Below are 20,291 nucleotides of genomic sequence, written 5' to 3' on the forward strand. Positions count from 1 at the left end.
CCGGGGCTACACGCTCGCTGTCATCGAGAACCAGATGGAGCCGGCAGCGGCCAGCAGCAGGCACACCGCTCCGATCGCCGCGCCCGCCGAAACCGCGAAGATCCGTACGGGCCTGGGCTTCCGTGCCGTGAACGCGTACCCGAGGGCGAGGCCGGCGCCGGGGAACACCGCGGCCGCGATGCCGCATTTGACCAGGAGCTCTGTGGACGTCCAGTCCAACTGCCAGATGCTCCAGGCCACCAGCCCGTAGCCGGTGAGGGCTGCTGCGCATACCAGGGCCAGCCCGAGGGTGCCGTACTTGCGCGCACTGGGATCAAGGGGGGACGTCACGGTGTGATGATCGCACGGCGTCGCCGCCATCGGTCGACGCACGGGCGGGACCGGCGGGCGGATGGCGGGTGGTGCGTGGCCGGAGGACGATGGGAGGCCGAAGGCGCTGGGAGGCTCGTTAGGCCGGGTGCGGCGAGCGGGGGGCTCCGCGGGTGAGCGCTCGGGCCGGGGGCGGAGACGGCAGGTCCACACCCCCCGACACGGAGAAGGCCCAGGCGGAGGGGCGGGGTGGGTGGGACGTAACAGGGCCACGCACCTGCGATGCGGAGAAGGGCAACGCGGACGCGCCGGGTGGGGAAAGGGTCATGGGCGTGGCAGGGGGCAGTGGGTGGCGTCTGTGGCGTAGGCGAGGAGGAGGTCGCGGGCCGTTTCCGTGTCGAACGGCTGCACCGCGTCCAGCAGGTGCAGCCCCAGCCCGTCCTCCAGCGCCACCAGGTTCCGGGCGATCGTCATGGCGTCCCGGGTCAGCGTGAAGACGCCGGTCGCCGACCCCGCCTCCAGGATCGCGGCGTACAGGGCCACCTGCCGCTCGTACAGCCGGATGTGCTGGGCCGCGTACGCCGCGTCGCGCCGGGCGTGCGCCCCCAGCTCGTACAGCAGCACGCACAGCTCGTCGCCGGGACCGGCGGGCAGGCCGCTGCCGATGGTGATGACCAGGCGCCGCCGCAGGTCGGGCTCGCGGGCGGCGGCGGTCTCGCGGGCGGCGCAGAACCGGTCGACGGCCTCGCGCTGCACCTCCTGCAGCAGGCCGGCCATGCTCGGGAAGTAGTACAGCACCGACCCCGCCGACATGCCGGCGACCTCGGCGACGTCGCGCAGCCGCAGGTCGAGGATGCCGCGTTCGAGCACCGCCCGGCGGGCGGCGGAGACGAGTTCGGCCCGCTTCTCCCGGGCCCGGCTTGGTCGCGCCATGGCCGCGATTCTTCATAGACGCTTCAAAAAACGCAAGCCGTCCTTGACGAACGCCGCCGATAGTTCTTTGATACTCGCTCAAGGAACCCCCCAAGGAGGCGTCGTGGCATCAACGGCCGCCCATCCACACCTGCACCGGGGACTCAAGCTCCTCGGCACCCTCCTCCTCACCCTGTCCGCCATCACCCCCGCGTCCTCGGTCTTCATCATCGCCCCCGGCGTGATCTCCCAGGCCGGCAGCGGCGCGATCCTCAGCTACCTGGCCGGCGCCGTCGTGGGCGTGTTCATGGCCTTCGTCTACGCCGAGCTGGGCTCGGCGTTCCCGCTCACCGGCGGCGAGTACGCCATCACCGCCCGCACGCTCGGCCGGCTGCCCGGGTTCGTGGTGCTCGGGCTGATCCTCATCACGCAGCTGCTCATCATCGCCGTCATCGCGCTGGGCGTGGGCGCGTACCTGTCGGTCGTCCTCCCGGGGCTGGACGGGCCGCTGGTGGCGGCCGTGACGTGCCTGCTCACCACCGTCGTGGCGGTCTTCGACATCAAGCTGAACGCCTGGGTGACCGGGGTGTTCCTGGCCATCGAGATGATCGCGCTGCTGGTCGTGGCGGCGCTCGGCCTGTTCGGTCCGCAGCGTTCGCCGGTCGAGCTGATCACCCATCCGGTGGTCGCCGGGGACGGCGGCGCGCTGGTGCCCGCCTCGCTGGGCCTGATCGGCGCGGCGACCGCGGTGGCGATCTTCTCCTACAACGGGTACGGCTCGGCGGTCTACTTCGGCGAGGAGGTGCACGACGCGCCGAAGAGCATCGCGCGGACGGTGCTGTGGGCGCTGGGCGTCACCGTGGCGGCCGAGCTGGTGCCGGTGACGGCGGTGCTGGTGGGCGCGCCGTCGCTGGAGGGCCTGTTCGGCGCGGAGAACATGATGCAGTACTTCGTCACCACCCGCGCCGGTTCCGTGGCCAACACGGTGATCTCGCTGGCCGTCGCGCTGGCCATCCTCAACGCCGTGCTGGCCATCATCCTCATCACCTCGCGCATGTTGTTCAGCACCGGACGGGACCGCGCCTGGCCGGCGCCGGTCAGCCGCCTGCTGTCGTCGATCCACGCGCGGTACGGCTCGCCGTGGGTGGCCACGGTGCTGACCGGCGTGGTCAGTGCGGCCTGCTGCTTCATCGACGAGCGCTTCCTGCTGGTGGTGACCGGCACCTCGATCGTGGCCGTGTACGCGGCGCTGTGCCTGGGGGCGATCGCCGGGCGGCGCAACGGCACGACCGGCCACGCGGCGTACCGGATGCCGTGGTTCCCGCTCGCGCCGGTGCTGGCGCTGGCCGCGCTGGCGTACGTGATCTACTTGAACGCGCTGGACCCGGTGATCGGCCGGCCCAGCCTGTACGTCACCGCCGGGATCGCGGTGGTGTCGGCGGCGTACTATCTGGTGGTGCTGCGGCGGCGCGGCGGGTGGGATCTGGCTGAACCATGAGAGTGATCATCTTCGGGGCGACCGGCATGGTCGGGCGCGGCGTGCTCAGGGAGTGCCTGCTCGACGAGCGCGTGACGGCCGTGCTCACGGTCGGCCGGTCGCCCACGGGGACGGTCCACCCGAAGCTGCGCGAGCTCACCCACGCCGACCTGTCCGACCTGTCGGACATCGAGGACGAGTTGTCCGGCTACGACGCGTGCTTCTTCTGCCTCGGCGTGTCCTCGGCCGGCATGAGCGAGCGGGACTACCGGCGGGTCACCTACGACTACACGCTGGCGGCCGGCACCACGCTGGCCCGGCTCAGCCCGTCCTCGACCTTCGTCTACGTCTCCGGGGCCGGCACCGACGCGCACGGCCGCGCGATGTGGGCCAGGGTGAAGGGCGCGACCGAGAACGCGCTGCTCGCGCTGCCGTTCCAGGCCTACATGTTCCGTCCCGGCTACATCCAGCCGATGCACGGCGTGACCTCGCGCACCCGCTGGTACCGGCTGGCCTACGTCGTGGCCGCGCCGCTCTACCCGCTGCTGCGGCGGCTGTTCCCGGCGTCGGTGACGACGACCGAGCGCATCGGCCAGGCGATGATCACCGTGGCCGAGCGCGGCGCGCCCGAGCGCATCCTCGGCCCGGCGGCGATCAACGCCCTGTGACGGCGGCCCGCGGCGCCGGTCGCACGGCCCCCGGCATCAGCGGCACCGCCAGCAGCGAGGCGAGCGCGGCCAGCCCCCACACCGCCTCCCACGAGGCGAGGCCGAGCACCACCGGGACGAGCAGCGGGGTCAGGAAGCCCGAGGCGAAGCAGGCGGTGCCCTCCAGGCCCAGCGCGGTGCCCGCCCTGGCCGCGCCCGCCATGGCGGCGATCTCGGTGTAGGCGATGCCGTGCCAGGAGTTGGCCAGCAGGCCGCCGATCGCCAGGGCGGCGACCGTGAGCGGCGTGGGCGCCGAGGTGAGCACCGCGGCGGCGGCCATCGCGACCCCGGACAGCGTCCCGATGGCCCGGATCCAGGTGCGCCGACCGCCGCGGCGGTCGGTGCGCCGGCCGGTCCAGATGCGCGCCGCGCCGCCGCCGAGCTGGGCGAGGAGCACGGTGAGGGCGGCCAGGCCGGCGTCGGCGCCCTTGACGTCGTGCAGGAAGATCGCGGTGAAGGACAGCACGGCGAACTGCGGCACGGTGAGCAGCCCGCTGGCCAGCGCCACCCGCCACACGTCCCAGCGGCGCAGCGGCGAGGGGCCGGGCTCCGGGGCCGCGGCTGCCGCGGCGGGCGCCGGCTCGTGCAGCCAGCGCCAGGTGGCCGCCGCCGCCAGCAGGCAGAACACCGCCGGTACGGCGTAGACGGCGCGGAAGCCGTACCGCTCGGCGAGCCAGGGCAGCAGGGCGACCCCGAGCGCGCCGCCGACGGGGATGGCCGTCTGGCGGACGCTCATGGCCAGCCCCCGCTCGCCGTCGGCGAACCAGGTCATGACGGCCCGCCCGGAGGCGCCGTTCACGCTGCCGCCCAGCGCCCCGGCGGCCAGCAGGCACGCCGCCAGCAGGGCCACCCCGGCGTGCTCGGCCGGCGTGACGGCGGCGGCCATCACCGCCAGCAGCGCGCCCGTGGCGGTCAGCCCGGCGAGCAGCACCCGGCGGTCGCCCCACCGGTCGGTCAGCATGCCCCACGCGATGTCGGAGGCGGCCACGCCCAGCCCCAGGCAGGACAGGACCAGGCCGAGCGAGCCCAGCGACAGGTGGTAGCCCGAGCGCATGGAGACCGCGGTCAGCGGGATGCCGGAGAACATGGCCGAGAAGCTGGCCTGGGCCCCGACGCCCACGGACAGCACGACCCATCGGTGCCGCAGGCCGAACCGGCGCGTCCCGCCGCGGACGGTGACGAGTGTCGCCACGAATGCCTCCAAAGTAACCGGATTCAATGGTTAGCAACCTTGGCAGCGCCGAAAGTAACTTGTCAACGCGGTTACTATGGTTGCCGTGGACTTCACCTTCGTCAGCGGCAACCTCGGCCTCGACCTCGCCGGCACCATCGGCCACCGCCGGGGCGCGCGCATCGACCTGCTGCCCTCCCCCGCCGACCTGGCCCGCTGGACGGTCGCCGCCGGGCTCCTCGACGAGCCGCCCGAGACCGGCGACGACGACCTGGCGCGGGCGACGGCCCTGCGCGAGGCGATCTACCGGCTGGCCACGGCCGCCCGCGACGGCAGCCCGTACGGACAGGCCGACCGCGACCTGCTCAACGAGACCGCCCGGCGGCCGCCCCCGGACGTCGCGCTCGAAGAGCGCGGCCTGCGGCGCGGCGGCGGCCTGCCCGGCGCGCTGTCCACGACGGCGCGCGCGGCGATCGAGCTGCTCGGCGGCCCGCAGGCGGAGCTGATCCGCGAGTGCGAGGCCGCCCCCTGCACCCGCCTGTACGTCGACGCCTCCCACCGCCGCACCCGCCGCTGGTGCGACATGCGCGGCTGCGGCAACCGCGCCAAGGCGGCGGCCTTCCGCGCCCGCGCGGGCGCCTGACCGGGATGATGGAATAACGGCGGAGGCCGGGACGCTACGGTACCTGTCAAAGATTCAACAGTCATGGATGGTGACTAAAGTGCAGTTCGGAATCTTCAGCGTGGGCGACGTGACCACCGACCCCACCACCGGCAGGACCCCGACCGAGCACGAGCGGATCAAGGCGATGGTGGCGATCGCGCTCAAGGCCGAGGAGGTCGGCCTCGACGTGTTCGCGACGGGCGAGCACCACAACCCGCCGTTCGTGCCGTCCTCGCCGACCACCATGCTCGGCTACATCGCGGCAAGGACCGAGCGGCTGATCCTGTCCACCGCCACGACGTTGATCACGACCAACGACCCGGTCAAGATCGCCGAGGACTTCGCCATGCTCCAGCACCTGGCAGACGGCCGGGTGGACCTCATGCTGGGCCGTGGCAACACCGGGCCGGTCTACCCGTGGTTCGGGCAGGACATCCGCCAGGGCATCCCGCTGGCCGTGGAGAACTACGCGCTGCTGCACCAGCTGTGGCGCGAGGACGTCGTCGACTGGGAGGGCCGCTTCCGCACCCCGCTGCAGGGGTTCACCAGCACGCCGCGCCCGCTGGACGGGGTGCCGCCGTTCGTGTGGCACGGCTCGATCCGCAGCCCGGAGATCGCCGAGCAGGCCGCCTACTACGGTGACGGCTTCTTCGCCAACAACATCTTCTGGCCCAAGGAGCACTTCATCCGCCTGATCAACCTCTACCGCCGGCGCTACGCCCACTACGGGCACGGCACGCCCGAGCAGGCGATCGTCGGCCTGGGCGGCCAGGTGTTCATGCGCAAGAACTCCCAGGACGCGGTCCGCGAGTTCCGCCCCTACTTCGACAACGCCCCCGTGTACGGCCACGGGCCGTCGCTGGAGGAGTTCACCGCCGAGACCCCGCTCACCGTGGGCAGCCCGCAGCAGGTCATCGACCGCACGCTGGAGTTCCGCGAGTTCTTCGGCGACTACCAGCGCCAGCTGTTCCTCATGGACCACGCCGGCCTGCCGCTGAAGACCGTGCTGGAGCAGCTCGACATCCTGGGCGAGGAGGTCGTGCCGGTGCTGCGCAAGGAGATGGCCAAGGACCGCCCGGCCGGCGTCCCGGACGCGCCGGCGCACGCCGCGCTGGTCCAGGCCCGTACGTCCCAGGCCGTCGAGGTCTGACCCCTCCAGGGAAGGAGATCCCCCCATGAAGCTCGTCGTCGTCACGGCCGGCCTGACCCAGCCGTCCTCCACCCGCCTGCTCGCCGACCGGCTGGCCGAGGCCACCCGGCGGCGGCTGGACGGCGCGGCCGAGGTGCGCGCGGCCGAGGTGCGCGCGGCCGAGGTGCGCGCGGCCGAGGTGCGCGCGGCCGAGGTGCGCGCGGCCGAGGTGCGTGTGGTCGAGCTGCGCGACCTGGCCGTGGACATCGCCAACAACCTGGTGACCGGCTTCCCCGGCGCCCGGCTGCGCGAGGTCGTCGAGGCCGTGACGGAGGCCGACGGGCTCATCGCGGTCACGCCGACCTTCAGCGGCTCCTACAGCGGGCTGTTCAAGTCGTTCTTCGACGTCCTGGACAACACGGCCCTGGCGGGCACGCTCGTGCTGATCGCCGCCACGGGCGGCACCGCCCGCCACTCGCTCGTGCTGGAGCACGCGATGCGCCCGCTGTTCGCCTACCTGCGGGCCGTGGTCGTGCCGACCGCCGTCTACGCCGCCTCTGAGGACTGGGGCGGCGGCGGCGACTCCTTCACCGACGGGCTCGGCGAGCGCATCGACCGGGCCGCCGGTGAGCTGGCCGGCCTGCTGGCGGGCCGCGCGCCCCGCCCGGCCCCGGCCGAGGCCGCGGCCGAGGACGAAGACGAGGACGAGGTCGTCCCGTTCGCGGAGCAGCTCGCGGCTTTGCGCCCACTGCGCTAGTTTGCAGCGGTGCTGACCGCTATGTGCCTCTCGCTGTCCCTTGCCGTGACCTGCGTCTCCCCCGCAGACCTCAACAACCCTCACAAGAAGGACATCGCCATGCAGCTGGTGTCCAGCGCGGAGAACTCCTCGCTGGACTGGAAGGCCCAGTACGGCTACATCGAGGACATCAAGGACGAACGCGGCTACACCGCGGGCATCATCGGCTTCTGCTCCGGCACCGGCGACATGCTGGAGCTGGTCGAGCTCTACACCAGGCGCAAGCCCTCGAACGTGCTGGCCAAGTACCTGCCCGCGCTGCGCAAGGTCAACGGCACCGACTCCCACAAGGGCCTCGGCAGGCCGTTCGTCAAGGACTGGAAGAAGGCCGCGGCCGACCCCGTCTTCCGGCGGGCCCAGGACCACGAGCGCGACCGCGTCTACTTCGACCCGGCCGTCCGCCGGGCCAAGAAGGACGGCCTGCGGGCGCTCGGCCAGTTCGCCTACTACGACGCCATGGTCATGCACGGCCCCGGCTCCGACAAGCTGAGCTTCGGCGGCATCAGGAAGGCCGCGCTGGCCAAGGCCGCCTCCCCCGCCCGCGGCGGCGACGAGGTGGCCTACCTCAACGCGTTCCTCGACGCCAGGAAGGCGGCGATGAAGGCCGAGGACGCCCACGACGACACCACCCGGGTCGACACCATGCAGCGCGTCTTCCTCAGGAAGGGCAACCTCGACCTCAGGCCGCCGCTGACCTGGAAGGTGTACGGCGACAAGTACACGATCAAGCACTGATCCGGCGATCAGGGTAGGTTGGTGCACAAGCCGAACAAACGGGGTTAATCATGTCCAACGGTGCCCGTCATGGTCTGGGAGTGGTCGCCGGGCTGCTCCTTCCTCCGCTGATCGCGGCCTGCCTCATGTACGGCATCGGCGAGCTCGGCCTGACCATGGCCACGCGGTACACGGTCTCCTGGCTCGGGCTGGCCGTGATCGCGGTGGCCGGGGCCGGTCTGGCGGTCCTGGCCGGCTCGCGTCTGTCGCCGATCGCCTCGCTGCTCGGCGGCCTGGCCTACACCGCGCTGGGCCTGGTGCCCGCGGTGGAGCTGGGCGCCGGCATCCGCGTCATCCCCGGCGGGCTGGTCACCGGCAGCCTGGGGGCGGGCCTGCAGACCACGATCTACACCGGGGTCATGCTGTTCCTCGGCGTGGCGCTGCTGGGCGTGTCGGCCTTCCCGTCGCGGTGGCGGTCCCCGGCGCGGCCGTCTGCCTACACCGCCTACACCTCCGACTACGGCGCGGCGGGCTCGCCGTACCTGCCGCAGGGCACGCCGCACGACGTCACCAGGCCGATGCACCGCGAGTGAGCCCGGCCGGGCCTGGCAGAATGCGGCCATGCGCGACTCGAAGATCGTCGACTTCCTGGCCGAGCTGGCCGACAAGGTGCCCGCCCCGGGCGGCGGCGCCACCGCCGCCCTGCACGCGGCCCAGTCCGCGGCGCTGCTCGGCATGGTGGCCCGCTACACCACCGGCGAGCGGTACGCCGACCATGCCCAAGCCGTAGCCGCGGTGATCGAGGAGACCGACGCCCTGCGGGCGCGGGCGCTGCGGCTGGCCGAGGAGGACGCGGCCGCCTTCACCGCGGTCGCCGACGCCTACCGGCTGCCCAAGGGCGAGGAGCGCAGCGTCTCCATCGCCCGTGCCCTGGCCGGCGCGGCCGAGCCCCCGGCCCTGGTGGTGGCGGCCGCCATACGCCTGGTCGAGCTCTGCGAGCTGCTGCTGCCGATCGGCAACCGCAACGTCGTCACCGACGTCGCCGCCGCCGCCGAGGCCGCCCGCGCCGCGCTCACCACCGCCCGGGTGAACGTCGAGGTCAACCTGCGGGGCATCAAGGACGAGCAGGTCCGCGAGGAGCTGGCGGCCCGCCTGGCGGGCGTCGAGGCGGCCGTCGTCACGGCCGACCGGATCACCGCCGGGGTACGCGAGGAGATCGCCCGATGAGGACGCTGACCGGCCGCGACCTGGCCACCGCGATCAAGGCCCAGACGCAGGCCGAGGCCGCCGCCGGGCGGCAGCCCAGACTGGCCGTCGTGGTGGCCACGGCCGACGAGGCCAGCCTGTGGTACGTCCGCTCGATCGCCAAGGCCGCCGCGGGCGTCGGCGTCGCCTGCGACATCGTCGACCTCGGCGCCGAGGCCGACCCCGGCAGGATCCACGAGACGCTGGCCGGGCTCAGCGCCGACGACGCCGTCCACGGGGTCATGCTCCAGACGCCGCTGCCGGCCGGGGCCTCGGCGCAGGAGCTGGCCGCCGCCATCGACCCGCGCAAGGACGTCGACGGCGCGAACCCGCTCTCGCTCGGCCGCCTGGCCGCCGGGCTGCCCGCGTTCCCGCCCGCCACGGCGGCGGCCGTCATGGCCCTGCTCGACCACTACGAGGTGCCGCTCGAAGGGCGGCGGGCGGTGGTCGTCGGCCGCTCGACCGTGGTCGGCAAGCCGCTGGCCCACCTGCTGCTCGACCGGCACGCCACGGTCACCGTCTGCCATTCGCGCACCCGCGACCTGGCCGCCGTCACCGCCGGGGCCGAGATCCTCGTGGCCGCCGTCGGCCGCGCCGGGCTGATCGGCGCCGCGCACGTCGCGCCGGGCGCGGTGGTGATCGACGTGGGCACCAACCCGACCGACGACGGCGGGCTCACCGGCGACGTCGACTTCGCGGCGGTCTCGCGGGTGGCCGGCGCGCTGACCCCGGTGCCCGGCGGCGTCGGCCCGGTGACGACCGCGCTGCTGCTGCGCCACACCGCCCGCGCGGCGAACCTGCCCTGAGCCCCGACATCCGAGAGTGGAGACCATCGATGGGTGACGCCCTGATCGTGCAGAACAGCAGGAGCGGCGGCCCGAGCCGGCTCGGCGACTGGCTGGAGGAGGCCGGGCTGCGGCTCGACGTGGTGCTCGCGCACGAGGGCGCCCCGCTGCCCGACCGGCTGGACCGGCACGACGCCATGATCATGCTCGGCGGCGGCTACCTGCCCTCCGAGGACGACCGGGCCCCGTGGCTGGCCCCCGCCCGCCGGCTGATGGGCCAGGCGCTGGCGGACGGCGTGCCGCTGTTCGGCATCTGCCTGGGCGGCCAGATGCTGGCCGAGGTGGCCGGCGGCGAGGTGACCGGCGACACCGGCGCGCCGGAGAACGGCAGCCTGCCGGTCACCATCCGGCCCGAGGCGGCCGCGGACCCGCTGTTCCAGGGCCTGCCGCCGGTGGTGCCCGCGATCGAGCACCACAAGGACGCCGTCACCCGGCTGCCGGCCGGCGCGGTGTGGCTGGCCGAGACGCGCGCCTGCCCCTATCAGGCGTTCCGGGTGGGCGAGCGGGCGTGGGGGGTGCAGTTCCATCCCGAGGTGCTGCCCGCGCGCGTGCGCGAGTGGACGCCCGACGGCTTCGACCCCGAGCAGGTCTACGCGGGCGCGGTGGCCGACGAGCCCGTCTCCACGCCGATCTGGCGCGAGGTGGCGACGCGCTTCGCCAAGATCGTCCACGCCTGACCTACCGCCTTCGCAGTCTGAGGCGCTCTGCGGCCCGGCGTGCCCGACGGCCGGGGCGGGTGGGGCGGGCGGTGGCCGGGGCGTGGGAGGAATGGCCCTAATGTGGGGGGAATGCGGGTAGACAGACTTCACCCCTGGCCGGCCGACGCGGCCGAGGCGGAGGCCGTCCAGGACCGGCTGCGCGGCCGCGTCGAGCTCGCCGGGCCCACGGCCTTCCCCCTGGTGGCCGGCCTCGACGTGCACTACCACGGCGACGACGAGGTGACGGCGGCGGTGGTCGTCCTGGACGCGGCGAGCCTGGAACCGGTCGAGCGGGCGGTGGCCCACGGCCGGGCCGCCTTCCCGTACGTGCCCGGCCTGTTCGCCTTCCGCGAGCTGCCCACCCTGGTGGAGGCGCTCGAACGCCTCGTCGTCACCCCTGACCTGCTGGTCTGCGACGGCCACGGCCTGGCCCACCCGCGCGGTTTCGGCCTGGCCTGCCACCTGGGCGTGCTGACCGGCCTGCCCGCGCTCGGCGTGGCCAAGACGCCGTTCGTGGGCGAGCACGAGCCGCCCGGCCGGGAGCGCGGCGACTGGACGCCGATCGTCCACGAGGGCGTCACCGTGGGCAGGGCGCTGCGCACGCGGCGGGACACGAAACCGGTCTACGTCTCCCAGGGCCACCGCATCGGCCTGGACACCGCCACGTCCCAGACCCTGCTGCTCACGCCGCGCTACCGCCTCCCCGAGCCGGTGCGCCAGGCCGACCACCTGGCCCGTCACCCCGGCGGCGGCTGACCGCCCCGACAGCCGGGTCCCGCCGGAGAGCCGACGTAACGGTCAGCGCCGCCAGGCCCAGACGACGAGCCACACGCTGAGCCCGAAGATCGTCATGCCCAGCGGCACGTGCGCGGCCACCGCCCCCGACCCGCCGAGCATCGACTGCAGGAACCCGAGCAGCAGCACCCCCAGGCTGACCAGCGCGGGCCAGCCCGCGCCGCGCCCCGGCCGCCACACCAGCACGGCCGCGACGAGCTGGAGCAGCCCGAGCAGGTGGACGGCGCCCGCCCCGGCCCCGTGCAGGCCCGCGCCCGCCCCGCTCATCAGCTGCCCCGCCGTGACGGCCTGCAGCAGCACCGACAACATGCTGAGCGTGGCGAGGGCCTTGAACGCGGTCGCATACCCGCTCCCCTTGACGACCTGGGTGACCACTGGACTCTCCTTCGACCTCGGGTGGACGCCCTCAAGGATCGCGCCGCCGCCGGAGCCGGGCATCCGCCGCCCGTCGTCATCCGCACTACGCCTCACGGCGTACGCTCACGCCGGTTCGTGCGCTCCCGAGGAGGCCAGCGGGGGCAGGATCGCCTGGGCGTCCGCGCCGCCGAACCAGAGCCCGATGACGAACGCGGCCGTCGCCTCCAGCTGGACCGCCCGGTCGAGGCCGCCGCCGTCCAGCGGGGTGCAGCCCAGGTCGCGGACCAGGCCCCGGACCAGGTCGAGCGCCCGGGCGTCGTCGCCGCACAGGGGCACCGCCAGCGGGCGGCCGCCGAACACGGGCGGCGTCATCCGCCACACGTCCACGTGGCACAGGTTGAACGCCTTCACCACGTGCCCGCCCGTGAGGTCGGCGATCCGGCGGGCGAGCGGACGCGTGACGTCGTACCTGTCGGGGGCGGCGCCGTTCGTCACGTCGATGATCGGCTTGCCGCGCAGGGCCGGGCCGGCGGCGGCCAGCACGTCGTCCAGTCCCGCCTCCCGGACGCCCACCATCACGACCTCGCCGGACGCGGCCGCCTCCGCCCAGCTTCCCGACCGCGCCCCCGGGCGGCCGGCCTGGGCGTTCATGCTCTCCGCGCGGGCACGGGCGCGCTCGGGGTCGCGTCCGCTGACCGTCACCTCGTGCCCGGCCCTGATCCACTGCGTGCCGAGCGCGTCGGCCATGCCGCCGGCGCCCAGGATCCCGATCTTCATGTCGTCCTCCGTGTTGCGAAAGGGCTTTACTAGGACAAGGACTCTAGAAATCCCGTCACGCACCGATCGGTGCCTATCGGAGGCATTACGTGTTCCTCGCCGACTGCCAGGCCAGACTGGCCTTCGACCTGATCGCCAACACCTGGAACGCGGTCGTCGTCTGGTCGCTGCGCCACGGGCCGCGCCGTCCAGGTGAGCTGCGCGCGCAGATCGGCGGGATCAGCCCCAAGGTGCTCACCGAGACGCTGCGCCGCCTGGAGTTCAACGGGCTGGTCACCCGCCGGGCCTACGCCGAGGCCCCGCCCCGCGTCGAGTACGCCCTGACCGACCTGGGACGCTCCCTGCTCGGCCCGATCGAGGCGTTCGGCGCATGGGCCCACGACCACGCCGAGGACGTCATGGACGCCCAGGACCGGTGGACGGGCTCGCAGTCCCCCGCTTCATGAGGATTCTTTAACGCAGCGTTACTGAGTAATTACTCTGGGTAGCAAGTCGGTGGTTGATTCCACCATTCCCAGGAGGTACTCATGCCTGACGTCCAACGCCGCCGCGCCGCCGTCATCGCAGGCGCGCTCGCCGCGGCCCTCACCGCCACGCTGTTCGCGGCGCCCGCGTACGCCGTCGTCGATCCCGCCACCGCGGTTCCGTGCGCGGCCGAGGCCGCCGCGGGCCTGGCCGCACTGGTGGACCCGGCGGCCCCCCAGGCGCCGACCGAGATCCCCGCGGCGGGCTGCCTGCATCCCTGACCGGCCGGCCACCGCGCGGGCGGTGCGGCGAGCCACGCCGCACCCCCGCCACCGGCCCTCCCCCACCGACAGCTCCGACAGTGCCGACCTGCTCCGACCAGCTCCGACAGCGCAATCCCCGTGCCCGACCAGCAGCAGTCGAGGAGTCCCCATTGAAGTTCCGAATCCTGACCAGCGCAGCGGTCCTCGCTCTGGCGGCGGCGGCCGCCGTTCCCCCAATCGCCCTCGGGTCAGGGGGCCGAAACGATCCGGGGAACATCAATGTCCAGGCCATCGTCGACCGGGTCAACATCTTCACGTCGTAGTGAGGCCACCACAGTTGACCGTGGCCGAGTCCGAGTCCGCTCCCCGGCCACGGAGCACGCTGGAGCGCGTCGGCTACGTCATGTTCCTCAGCCGGTGGATACAGGCGCCGCTCTACCTCGGGCTGATCGTCGCCCAGGTCGTCTACGTGTGGCGGTTCATGGTCGAACTCGCCCACCTGGTCGAACTCGGGTTCGGCGGCAACCCTCCGGAGACCACGATCATGCTGATCGTCCTCGGGCTCGTCGACGTCGTGATGGTCTCGAACCTGCTGATCATGGTCATCATCGGCGGCTACGAGACCTTCGTCTCGCGGCTGCGCATCGACGGTCACCCCGATCAGCCGGAGTGGTTGTCCCATGTCAACGCAAACGTCCTCAAAGTCAAGCTGGCCATGGCGATCATCGGGATCTCGGGGGTGCACCTCCTGCAGATCTTCATCAACGCCGCCCGGCCGGCCATCACCGACAGGGAACTCGTATGGAAAACACTGATCCATCTCACCTTCGTGGTCTCGGCGCTGGCCCTGGCCGTGATGGATCGGATCATGGCGGGCGGGCGGCACGTCCAGCAGGCGCACCGGGACCGGCAGCCCGGCGGCGTCGCGCAGGAGCGGGTCGCCGCCGCCTAGCGATCGCCCTGGCGGCCGGCGCGGGGCTGCTGGCCGGCGTGTGCTGGGCTGCGCCGGCGGCGTACGCCTCGGCGCCTGCCCAGGGGCCGCGGCCGCTCATCGGCGACGTGGTCGTCTTCAACGACGAGATCGTCGAGCCGGTGTCGCTCCCGGTGAGCACCTGCGGCGGCCTGCTGCCGGTGCTCAGCGGCGCGCCCGCCGGGTGCGAGGGCACGTCCCGGGTGTCGGACGACGACGCCTGAGCCCCCCGGCGCCCGCCCGCTGGGGCGGGCGGGCGCCGGACCCCGGCCGGGTCAGCCATGGAGGCGTTCGAGAACCCCGGCCGGGTCAGCCATGGAGGCGTTCGAGAACGTCGGCCGGGTCAGCCGTACAGGCGTTCGAGCACCTCGGCCACGCCGTCCTCGTCGTTGGAGGACGTCCGGTGCCCGGCCGCGGCCAGCACCAGCGGGTGCGCGTTGGCCATCGCGTAACCGGCCCCGGCGAAGGCCAGCACGGCCAGGTCGTTGGGCATGTCGCCGAACGCCACCACCTCGGCGGGCTCGACCCCGCGTGCCAGGCACAGCTCGGCCAGCATGCCCGCCTTGGTCACGCCCAGGGCGCTGACCTCCAGGAGCCCCGGCACCCCGGAGTGGGTCACCTCGGCCAGCTCCCCCACGGCCGCCGCCGCGGCGGCCGACATCTCGTCGAGGGTGTGCGCGGGCGAGAGCACCAGCAGCTTGACGATCGGCTCGCCCGCCTCGCACGCCGAGACCACCTCCCGGTAGTGCTCCGCGTCGTGCTCGACCCGTCTGGTGTAGCCGGCCTCGGTGAGCACGCCCGTTCCGGTCTCGACGGCGAAGGCCGCCCCGGGCAGGGCCGCGGCCAGGCTGTCGGCGACCTCCCTGGCGGCCTGCGGCTCGATCGTGCGGCTGGCGACGATCTCCGCGGCGGCCAGGTCGTACAGCAGGGCGCCGTTGCTGCAGATCGCCAGGCCGGTCAGGCCCGCCTGGCCGGCGATGGCGCGGATGGAGCGCGGCGGGCGGGCCGTGACGAAGACGATCTCCGCTCCGGCGGAGCGGGCCAGGCCCAGGGCCCGCCGGGTACGCGGGGAGACGACCCCGGCGGAGGTCAGGAGGGTGCCGTCGAGGTCGGTGGCCACGATGCGGGGCGGGGTGGCGGAGGTCACGTCCCCACCGTAGATCCCGGCCGGGAGGGGCTCAGGGGTAGGGTGCCCTCGTGTCTACCAATTCGGGGCGTTTCGCCCGGTCCGGGCCGCGTCCGGACGACCGGGTCGCCTCCGCCTTCCGGTTCGCGTCGGAGCTGGTCGCCTGGGTCGCGACGCCGTGGGCGCTGCTTCCCGGTTCGGTGTGGCTGGCCGTGTTGTCGGTCGTGGTGCTGATCGGCCTGCCGACGGTGTTCGCCACGCCCGGCGACAAGCGGAGCGTGCTGGTCGCCGTGCCCGGGTTCGTGACGGTCGGGCTGGTCGCCCTCCAGCTCGTCGTGGGGGTGGCGGCGGCGTGGGTGGCCTGGCACGCGGTCGTGGCGGCGGCGGTCACGGTGCTGGCGGTGGTCACCGTGGTGCTGGAACTGCCGCGCTGGCGCTGGCTGCTGACGGGCTGAGCGGCCGCGCGGCCGGAGGGTCCCTAAAAAGGCGCATCTCGCCGGAGGGTCCCGCAGAGGCGCGTCTCGCCGGAGGGTTCCTCAGAGGCGCATCTCGGTGGGGAGGCGGGTGGCGGCGTGGAGGAGCTCCAGGCCGAGCAAGTCCCCCGAGGCGCCGTAGTCGAGGACGACGTCCTCCGAGACGGTCTGCCGTACCGCCTCACCTGGCACGATTTCGTGCTTCATCGCGATATAGGCGATGTCTTCTTCCTTGTTCCAGCTGACGTACACGGTCCGGGTGAGCTGGCGGTCCGGCGCGGCGTCGTCCGGCTGGAGCAGGCCCTCCTTGGCCTCGTGCGAGCCGGCCAGCGCCGCCCGTACCATGGCCAGCGCCACCTCGACCGCCTCCAGCGAGTCGCGTCCGGTCGCCCGGCGCTCGTGCTCCCACCCGGCCAGCCCGTCGATCCGGTACGGGCACGCCCACTCCCCCGCCTCCTCGTACGGCATGCCGACGGCGACGGTCACCTCGCGCGGCGGGACGGTCTCCAGCACCAGCACCCGCTGGGCGATCTCGTACATGCCGCATCATCTACCCAGACGCCCGCTTCCGGAAGACCCGCGGCACGAGCCATATCATCCGGGGCCGATGCGTTCCGGCTCCGGCGGCGGCGGGTTAGTGTGCGTTAGGGTCGCAAGGGGGCCTAGATGAACGAGTCGTTCGGCACACGCCTGCGTGCCAGGCTGGACAAATTCGGCCCGCTCTGTGTGGGCATCGATCCGAGCCCGGCGTTGCTCGACGCCTGGGGCCTCGACGACTCACCGGGCGGCCTCGAGCGCTTCAGCCGCACGGTGGCCGACACGATCAGCGACGTGGCCGCCGTGGTCAAGCCGCAGTCGGCCTTCTACGAGCGCTGGGGCAGCCGTGGCGTCGCCGTCCTGGAACGCACCATCGCCGATCTGCGCGAGGCCGGCACGCTGGTGCTGCTCGACGCCAAGCGCGGCGACGTCGACACCACGATGGCCGCCTACGCCGAGGCCTACCTCGACCGGGGCAGCCCGCTGGCCGCCGACGCGGTGACGCTCAGCCCCTACCTGGGGTTCGGCTCGCTGGAGGTGGCGATCACCTCGGCGGTGGCCAACGACGCCGGCGTGTTCGTGCTGGCCCGCACCTCCAACCCGGCGGCGGCCGGGCTGCAGCAGCGGGTGGCCGACCTGGTGATCGCCGGGGCCGCCGCGGCCAACGCGGGCCACGAGCCGTTCGGGCCGGTGGGAGTGGTCATGGGGGCCACGCTGCCCGCGCTCGACCACTCCCTGGCCGACCTCAACGGCCCGATCCTGGCACCGGGGCTCGGCGCGCAGGGCGCCTCCCCCGCCGACGTGGCCCGGCTGTTCGCCCCGGTACGCGGCTCCGTCGTGCCGTCGGTCTCCCGGGCCGTGCTGGCCGACCCGCGTCGGCTGCGGTCGAGGACCCTGCAGTACCGGGACGAGTGCGTCATGTACCTGACGTACTGAGCCGGTCGACGGCGGCCAGCACCGCCCGTACCGACGCGGTGAGCACGGAGGTGTCCTGGCCGGCGCCCCAGCCGATCACGCCACCCACGCGGGCCTCCACGTACGCGACGGCGCTGCTGCCCGTCCCCGCGTCCACGGCGTGCTCGGCGTAGTGCAGGACGTCTACCTCGACGCCGTCCGCGGCCAGCGCGGCGGTCAGCGCGGAAAGCGGCCCGTTGCCGGTGCCGCGCAGCACCCGCCCCGACTCCAGGACGCCCTCGAACTCGTGCGTGCCCGGCGCGGTCTCGGCCGTGCGCCAGGAGGCGAACCGGGCGCGCTCGCCGGGCGCGATGTAGGTGGCGTGGAACAGCGCCCACAACTCGTCGGCGGTGATCTCCTCGCCGCTGTCGTCCGTGGCCCGCTGCACCGTCGCGGCGAAGTCGATCTGCAGGCGGCGCGGCAGGTCGAGGCCGTGGCGGGCGCCCAGCAGGTAGGCGATGCCGCCCTTGCCCGACTGGCTGTTGACCCGGATGACCGCCTGGTAGCCGCGCCCCACGTCGGCCGGGTCGATGGGCAGGTACGGCACCTCCCAGGGCGCCTGCTCCGGCGGCATGCCCAGCTCGGCGGCCCGCGCGGCGTGGTGGGCCAGGCCCTTGCGGATGGCGTCCTGGTGGGTGCCGGAGAAGGCGGTGTGGACCAGGTCGCCGGCGTAGGGGTGGCGGTCGTGCACGGGCAGGCGGTTGCAGTGCTCGACGACGCGCCGGATCTCGTCGATGGCGGAGAAGTCGATCATCGGGTCGACGCCCTGGGAGTGCAGGTTGAGCGCGAGGGTCACCAGGTCGACGTTGCCGGTGCGCTCGCCGTTGCCGAACAGGCAGCCCTCCACCCGCTGCGCCCCGGCTAGCACGGCCAGCTCCGCGCAGGCCACGCCGGTGCCGCGGTCGTTGTGCGGGTGCACCGACAGGATCACCGCGTCGCGGCGGTCGAGGTGGCGGTGCATGTACTCGATCTGGTCGGCGTACACGTTGGGGGTGGCGATCTCGACGGTCGCGGGCAGGTTGTGGATCACCGGGCGGTCCGGGGAGGCGTCCCAGAGGGCGGTCAGGTCGTTGCAGACCTCCAGCACGTAGTCGGGCTCGGTGAGGTTGAACACCTCGGGCGAGAACTCGAAGCGCACCGGCAGCCCGTCGGCCAGGCGGGCGATCTGGCCGGCCGCGTCCAGCACGAGCTTGCGCAGGGCGTCGCGGTCGTGGCCGAGCACCACGTCCCGCCAGGTGGGCGCGGTCGCGGTGTAGAGGTGCACGACCACGTCGGGCAGGCCGCGGATCGACTCGAAGGTGCGCTCGATCAGGTCCTGCCGGGCGGCGGTGAAGGCCACCACGGTCACGTCCTCGGGCACCGCGCCGGGCTCGGCCAGCTCCCTGAGGAAGTCGAAGTCGAGCCTGCTGGCCGAGGGGTAGCCGACCTCGATCTCCTTGAAGCCCATGCGCACCTGGAGGTCGAACAGGCGGCGCTTGCGCGCCGGGTCCATCGGCTCGGCCAGCGCCTGGTTGCCGTCGCGCAGGTCGACCGGCACCCAGAGGGGAGCGGCGGTGATGCGGCGCGAGGGCCAGTCGCGCTCTCCCGTCACGGGCACCTCGACCCGCTCGTGGGCGGGCCGGTAGCGGTGGGAGGGCATCGCGCTGGGGCGCTGCCGGTTCCATTCGTACACGTCTTCGTTCCTTCTTCGGCGGTCGGACGACCGGCGGCACCTCGCACACCGCGGCGGGGTGCCGGTCCGGTCAGGCCCCGCCGCGGCGGCCGAGAAGAAGGAGACCATACGACGACATGGCGGCTACACTAACCACAACACAGGTCCTCAGACAACCTGAGAGGTACGCATGCCGCTCGGCGCCCTCCGCCGCAGCCCCCTGGTCGACCAGGCCGTCCAGCACCTGCGCGAGCAGATCACCGAAGGCCACTGGCCGGTCGGCACCCGGCTGCCCGGCGAGAATGCCCTGGCCAAGACACTCGTGGTGGGCCGGTCCACGGTCCGGGAGGCGCTGCGGGCGCTGGCCGGGGCGGGGCTGGTGCGGGCGCGTCAGGGCTCGGGGGTGTTCGTCATCGCCGCGGAGCCGGCCGAGGACTGGCCGGCGCGGCTGCGGCGGGCCGCGATCACCGACGTGTACGAGGTCCGCATGATGGTCGAGACGCAGGCGGCCAGGCTGGCGGCGGCCCGGCGTACCGACGAGGACGTCGCGGCGATGGAGGCGGCGCTGCGGGCCCGCGAACGGGCGGCGGGCGAGGACGACGCGGCGTTCGTCGACGCCGACATCGCGCTGCACGCGGCAGTCGTGGCGGCGGCGGGCAACCCGGTGCTCACGGACCTGTTCGCCGAGTTCGCGCCGGCGTTGCGGGAGGGGCTGATCGACATGGTGGGCCTGCTGGAGCTGCGCGGGCACGACCGCAACCCGGGGCACGACGCGCACACCGCGCTGGTGGCGGCGGTCCGCGACGGCGACGCGGCGGCGGCCGGCGACCTGCTGCAGGCCGAGCTGGAGCAGACCCTCGCCCGGCTGCACGGCAAACCCGGCGCCTGACGACCGCCGGGGCGGGCGGTCCTGGCGGCCGGTCCTGGCGGCCGGTCCTGGCGGGTGGTCCTGGTGGGTGGTCCTGGTGGGTGGGTCTGGGGGGCGGAGCGGCCGGGTGGGTCAGGCGGTGGGGCCGGCGTCGGGGCGGATGACGTCCTCGCCCTCCTCGTCCTCCTCGGGCGGCTCCTCCGGGACGGGCTCCTCCAGCTCGTCGGGCGGGTCCGCGGACAGGGGGCGGCGGGTCCTGGGCGATCCGGAGGCGGACCGCTCGGCGACCACGTCGCTCTCCCCCTCCACGCCTCCCACCGCCGCGGGCAGGTCGTCGGGCTTTCGGCTCATGGCCCCCACCTGCCCGTGACGGCGTCCCTTGACGCCC

The 20,291-nt window shown here is 73.6% G+C and carries 27 protein-coding genes; 18 read left to right on the forward strand and 9 right to left on the reverse strand.

Going from position 1 to position 20,291, the window contains the following annotated elements; all coding sequences use genetic code 11:
* Positions 1-6: 6 nt before the first annotated feature.
* Both AB0J71_RS40325 and AB0J71_RS40330 read right to left on the reverse strand, forming a co-directional pair.
* Positions 7-330: a hypothetical protein gene (locus AB0J71_RS40325; protein ID WP_364419387.1), complete on the reverse strand. Its 324-nt coding sequence runs from the start codon at positions 328-330 to the stop codon at positions 7-9.
* Positions 331-633: 303 nt separating this feature from the next.
* The gene (locus tag AB0J71_RS40330; protein WP_364419388.1) at positions 634-1,242 is read right to left on the reverse strand and encodes a TetR/AcrR family transcriptional regulator; all 609 of its coding nucleotides are present in this window, start codon (positions 1,240-1,242) and stop codon (positions 634-636) included.
* A 103-nt stretch (positions 1,243-1,345) separates the two neighbouring features.
* On the opposite strand from AB0J71_RS40330, the gene AB0J71_RS40335 reads away from it, so the two are divergent.
* Positions 1,346-2,719 (forward strand): APC family permease, encoded by a 1,374-nt coding sequence (locus AB0J71_RS40335; protein ID WP_364419390.1) that lies wholly within the window; start codon positions 1,346-1,348, stop codon positions 2,717-2,719.
* A complete protein-coding gene (locus AB0J71_RS40340; protein ID WP_364419392.1) occupies positions 2,716-3,366 on the forward strand; it encodes an NAD(P)H-binding protein in 651 nt (216 codons plus the stop codon). Before AB0J71_RS40335 ends, AB0J71_RS40340 begins: the two co-directional genes overlap by 4 nt.
* On the opposite strand, the gene AB0J71_RS40345 is transcribed toward AB0J71_RS40340, so the two are convergent.
* On the reverse strand, positions 3,353-4,597 hold the full coding sequence (locus AB0J71_RS40345) for an MFS transporter (protein ID WP_364419395.1): 1,245 nt from the start codon (positions 4,595-4,597) through the stop codon (positions 3,353-3,355). The two genes, AB0J71_RS40340 and AB0J71_RS40345, sit on opposite strands and share 14 nt — an antisense overlap.
* Before the next feature lie 85 nt (positions 4,598-4,682).
* Between AB0J71_RS40345 and AB0J71_RS40350 the strand changes: the two genes are divergently transcribed.
* From AB0J71_RS40350 to AB0J71_RS40390, 9 genes are all read left to right on the forward strand, one after another.
* A complete protein-coding gene (locus AB0J71_RS40350) occupies positions 4,683-5,219 on the forward strand; it encodes a CGNR zinc finger domain-containing protein (protein ID WP_364419397.1) in 537 nt (178 codons plus the stop codon).
* Between the two features lie 79 nt (positions 5,220-5,298).
* Positions 5,299-6,390, forward strand: coding sequence for an LLM class flavin-dependent oxidoreductase (locus tag AB0J71_RS40355; RefSeq protein ID WP_352326722.1), 1,092 nt, complete (start codon positions 5,299-5,301; stop codon positions 6,388-6,390).
* Positions 6,391-6,415: 25 nt separating this feature from the next.
* Complete coding sequence (locus AB0J71_RS40360; RefSeq protein ID WP_364419399.1) at positions 6,416-7,126, forward strand: FMN reductase; 711 nt, start codon at positions 6,416-6,418, stop codon at positions 7,124-7,126.
* Between the two features lie 9 nt (positions 7,127-7,135).
* Complete coding sequence (locus AB0J71_RS40365) at positions 7,136-7,900, forward strand: chitosanase (RefSeq protein ID WP_352326725.1); 765 nt, start codon at positions 7,136-7,138, stop codon at positions 7,898-7,900.
* 50 nt (positions 7,901-7,950) lie between these two features.
* Entirely contained in the window at positions 7,951-8,472 is a 522-nt protein-coding gene (locus tag AB0J71_RS40370; protein WP_364419401.1) for a hypothetical protein, read from the forward strand.
* 28 nt (positions 8,473-8,500) lie between these two features.
* Positions 8,501-9,106, forward strand: a complete 606-nt coding sequence (locus tag AB0J71_RS40375; protein ID WP_364419403.1) for a cyclodeaminase/cyclohydrolase family protein — start codon at positions 8,501-8,503, stop codon at positions 9,104-9,106.
* Positions 9,103-9,930, forward strand: coding sequence for a bifunctional 5,10-methylenetetrahydrofolate dehydrogenase/5,10-methenyltetrahydrofolate cyclohydrolase (locus AB0J71_RS40380; RefSeq protein WP_364419406.1), 828 nt, complete (start codon positions 9,103-9,105; stop codon positions 9,928-9,930). The genes AB0J71_RS40375 and AB0J71_RS40380 overlap by 4 nt, the downstream gene beginning before the upstream one ends.
* 29 nt (positions 9,931-9,959) lie before the next feature.
* On the forward strand, positions 9,960-10,646 hold the full coding sequence (locus AB0J71_RS40385) for a type 1 glutamine amidotransferase (RefSeq protein WP_364419408.1): 687 nt from the start codon (positions 9,960-9,962) through the stop codon (positions 10,644-10,646).
* 111 nt (positions 10,647-10,757) lie between these two features.
* On the forward strand, positions 10,758-11,423 hold the full coding sequence (locus AB0J71_RS40390) for an endonuclease V (protein ID WP_364419410.1): 666 nt from the start codon (positions 10,758-10,760) through the stop codon (positions 11,421-11,423).
* A 42-nt stretch (positions 11,424-11,465) separates the two neighbouring features.
* On the opposite strand, the gene AB0J71_RS40395 is transcribed toward AB0J71_RS40390, so the two are convergent.
* Complete coding sequence (locus AB0J71_RS40395; RefSeq protein WP_364419412.1) at positions 11,466-11,837, reverse strand: hypothetical protein; 372 nt, start codon at positions 11,835-11,837, stop codon at positions 11,466-11,468.
* A gap of 105 nt (positions 11,838-11,942) precedes the next feature.
* Complete coding sequence (locus AB0J71_RS40400; protein ID WP_352326736.1) at positions 11,943-12,596, reverse strand: NAD(P)-binding domain-containing protein; 654 nt, start codon at positions 12,594-12,596, stop codon at positions 11,943-11,945.
* Between the two features lie 89 nt (positions 12,597-12,685).
* Between AB0J71_RS40400 and AB0J71_RS40405 the strand changes: the two genes are divergently transcribed.
* The 4 genes from AB0J71_RS40405 (at position 12,686) to AB0J71_RS40420 (ending at position 14,518) form a co-directional block, all read left to right on the forward strand.
* The gene (locus tag AB0J71_RS40405) at positions 12,686-13,042 is read left to right on the forward strand and encodes a helix-turn-helix domain-containing protein (RefSeq protein WP_352326738.1); all 357 of its coding nucleotides are present in this window, start codon (positions 12,686-12,688) and stop codon (positions 13,040-13,042) included.
* 81 nt (positions 13,043-13,123) lie between these two features.
* On the forward strand, positions 13,124-13,342 hold the full coding sequence (locus tag AB0J71_RS40410) for a hypothetical protein (protein ID WP_352326739.1): 219 nt from the start codon (positions 13,124-13,126) through the stop codon (positions 13,340-13,342).
* Positions 13,343-13,667: 325 nt separating this feature from the next.
* Positions 13,668-14,276, forward strand: coding sequence for a TIGR00645 family protein (locus tag AB0J71_RS40415; protein ID WP_352331531.1), 609 nt, complete (start codon positions 13,668-13,670; stop codon positions 14,274-14,276).
* A gap of 38 nt (positions 14,277-14,314) precedes the next feature.
* Positions 14,315-14,518, forward strand: coding sequence for a hypothetical protein (locus AB0J71_RS40420; protein ID WP_364390092.1), 204 nt, complete (start codon positions 14,315-14,317; stop codon positions 14,516-14,518).
* Between the two features lie 119 nt (positions 14,519-14,637).
* Here the strand turns inward: AB0J71_RS40420 and AB0J71_RS40425 are convergent, their stop codons facing one another.
* Positions 14,638-15,441 carry an HAD hydrolase family protein gene (locus AB0J71_RS40425; protein WP_364419414.1) on the reverse strand — a complete coding sequence of 268 codons (804 nt, stop codon included), beginning with the start codon at positions 15,439-15,441 and terminating at the stop codon, positions 14,638-14,640.
* Positions 15,442-15,491: 50 nt separating this feature from the next.
* On the opposite strand from AB0J71_RS40425, the gene AB0J71_RS40430 reads away from it, so the two are divergent.
* Positions 15,492-15,875 carry a hypothetical protein gene (locus tag AB0J71_RS40430; protein WP_352329808.1) on the forward strand — a complete coding sequence of 128 codons (384 nt, stop codon included), beginning with the start codon at positions 15,492-15,494 and terminating at the stop codon, positions 15,873-15,875.
* 81 nt (positions 15,876-15,956) lie between these two features.
* Here the strand turns inward: AB0J71_RS40430 and AB0J71_RS40435 are convergent, their stop codons facing one another.
* Complete coding sequence (locus AB0J71_RS40435; protein WP_352329810.1) at positions 15,957-16,433, reverse strand: DUF2283 domain-containing protein; 477 nt, start codon at positions 16,431-16,433, stop codon at positions 15,957-15,959.
* A 126-nt stretch (positions 16,434-16,559) separates the two neighbouring features.
* Between AB0J71_RS40435 and pyrF the strand changes: the two genes are divergently transcribed.
* Entirely contained in the window at positions 16,560-17,366 is an 807-nt protein-coding gene (gene pyrF / locus AB0J71_RS40440) for an orotidine-5'-phosphate decarboxylase (RefSeq protein WP_352329812.1), read from the forward strand.
* Here the strand turns inward: pyrF and AB0J71_RS40445 are convergent.
* A complete protein-coding gene (locus AB0J71_RS40445; RefSeq protein ID WP_364419449.1) occupies positions 17,347-19,023 on the reverse strand; it encodes a 2-isopropylmalate synthase in 1,677 nt (558 codons plus the stop codon). The two genes, pyrF and AB0J71_RS40445, sit on opposite strands and share 20 nt — an antisense overlap.
* Positions 19,024-19,225: 202 nt before the next feature.
* Here AB0J71_RS40445 and AB0J71_RS40450 point away from each other — a divergent pair, with 202 nt between their 5' ends.
* Positions 19,226-19,924 carry an FCD domain-containing protein gene (locus AB0J71_RS40450; protein ID WP_364419416.1) on the forward strand — a complete coding sequence of 233 codons (699 nt, stop codon included), beginning with the start codon at positions 19,226-19,228 and terminating at the stop codon, positions 19,922-19,924.
* A gap of 111 nt (positions 19,925-20,035) precedes the next feature.
* Here AB0J71_RS40450 and AB0J71_RS40455 read toward each other — a convergent pair whose 3' ends face one another.
* Entirely contained in the window at positions 20,036-20,254 is a 219-nt protein-coding gene (locus AB0J71_RS40455) for a hypothetical protein (protein WP_364390089.1), read from the reverse strand.
* Positions 20,255-20,291 lie beyond the last annotated feature (37 nt).

The organism is Nonomuraea sp. NPDC049637 (assembly GCF_040675235.1).
Classification (GTDB): Bacteria; Actinomycetota; Actinomycetes; order Streptosporangiales; family Streptosporangiaceae; genus Nonomuraea.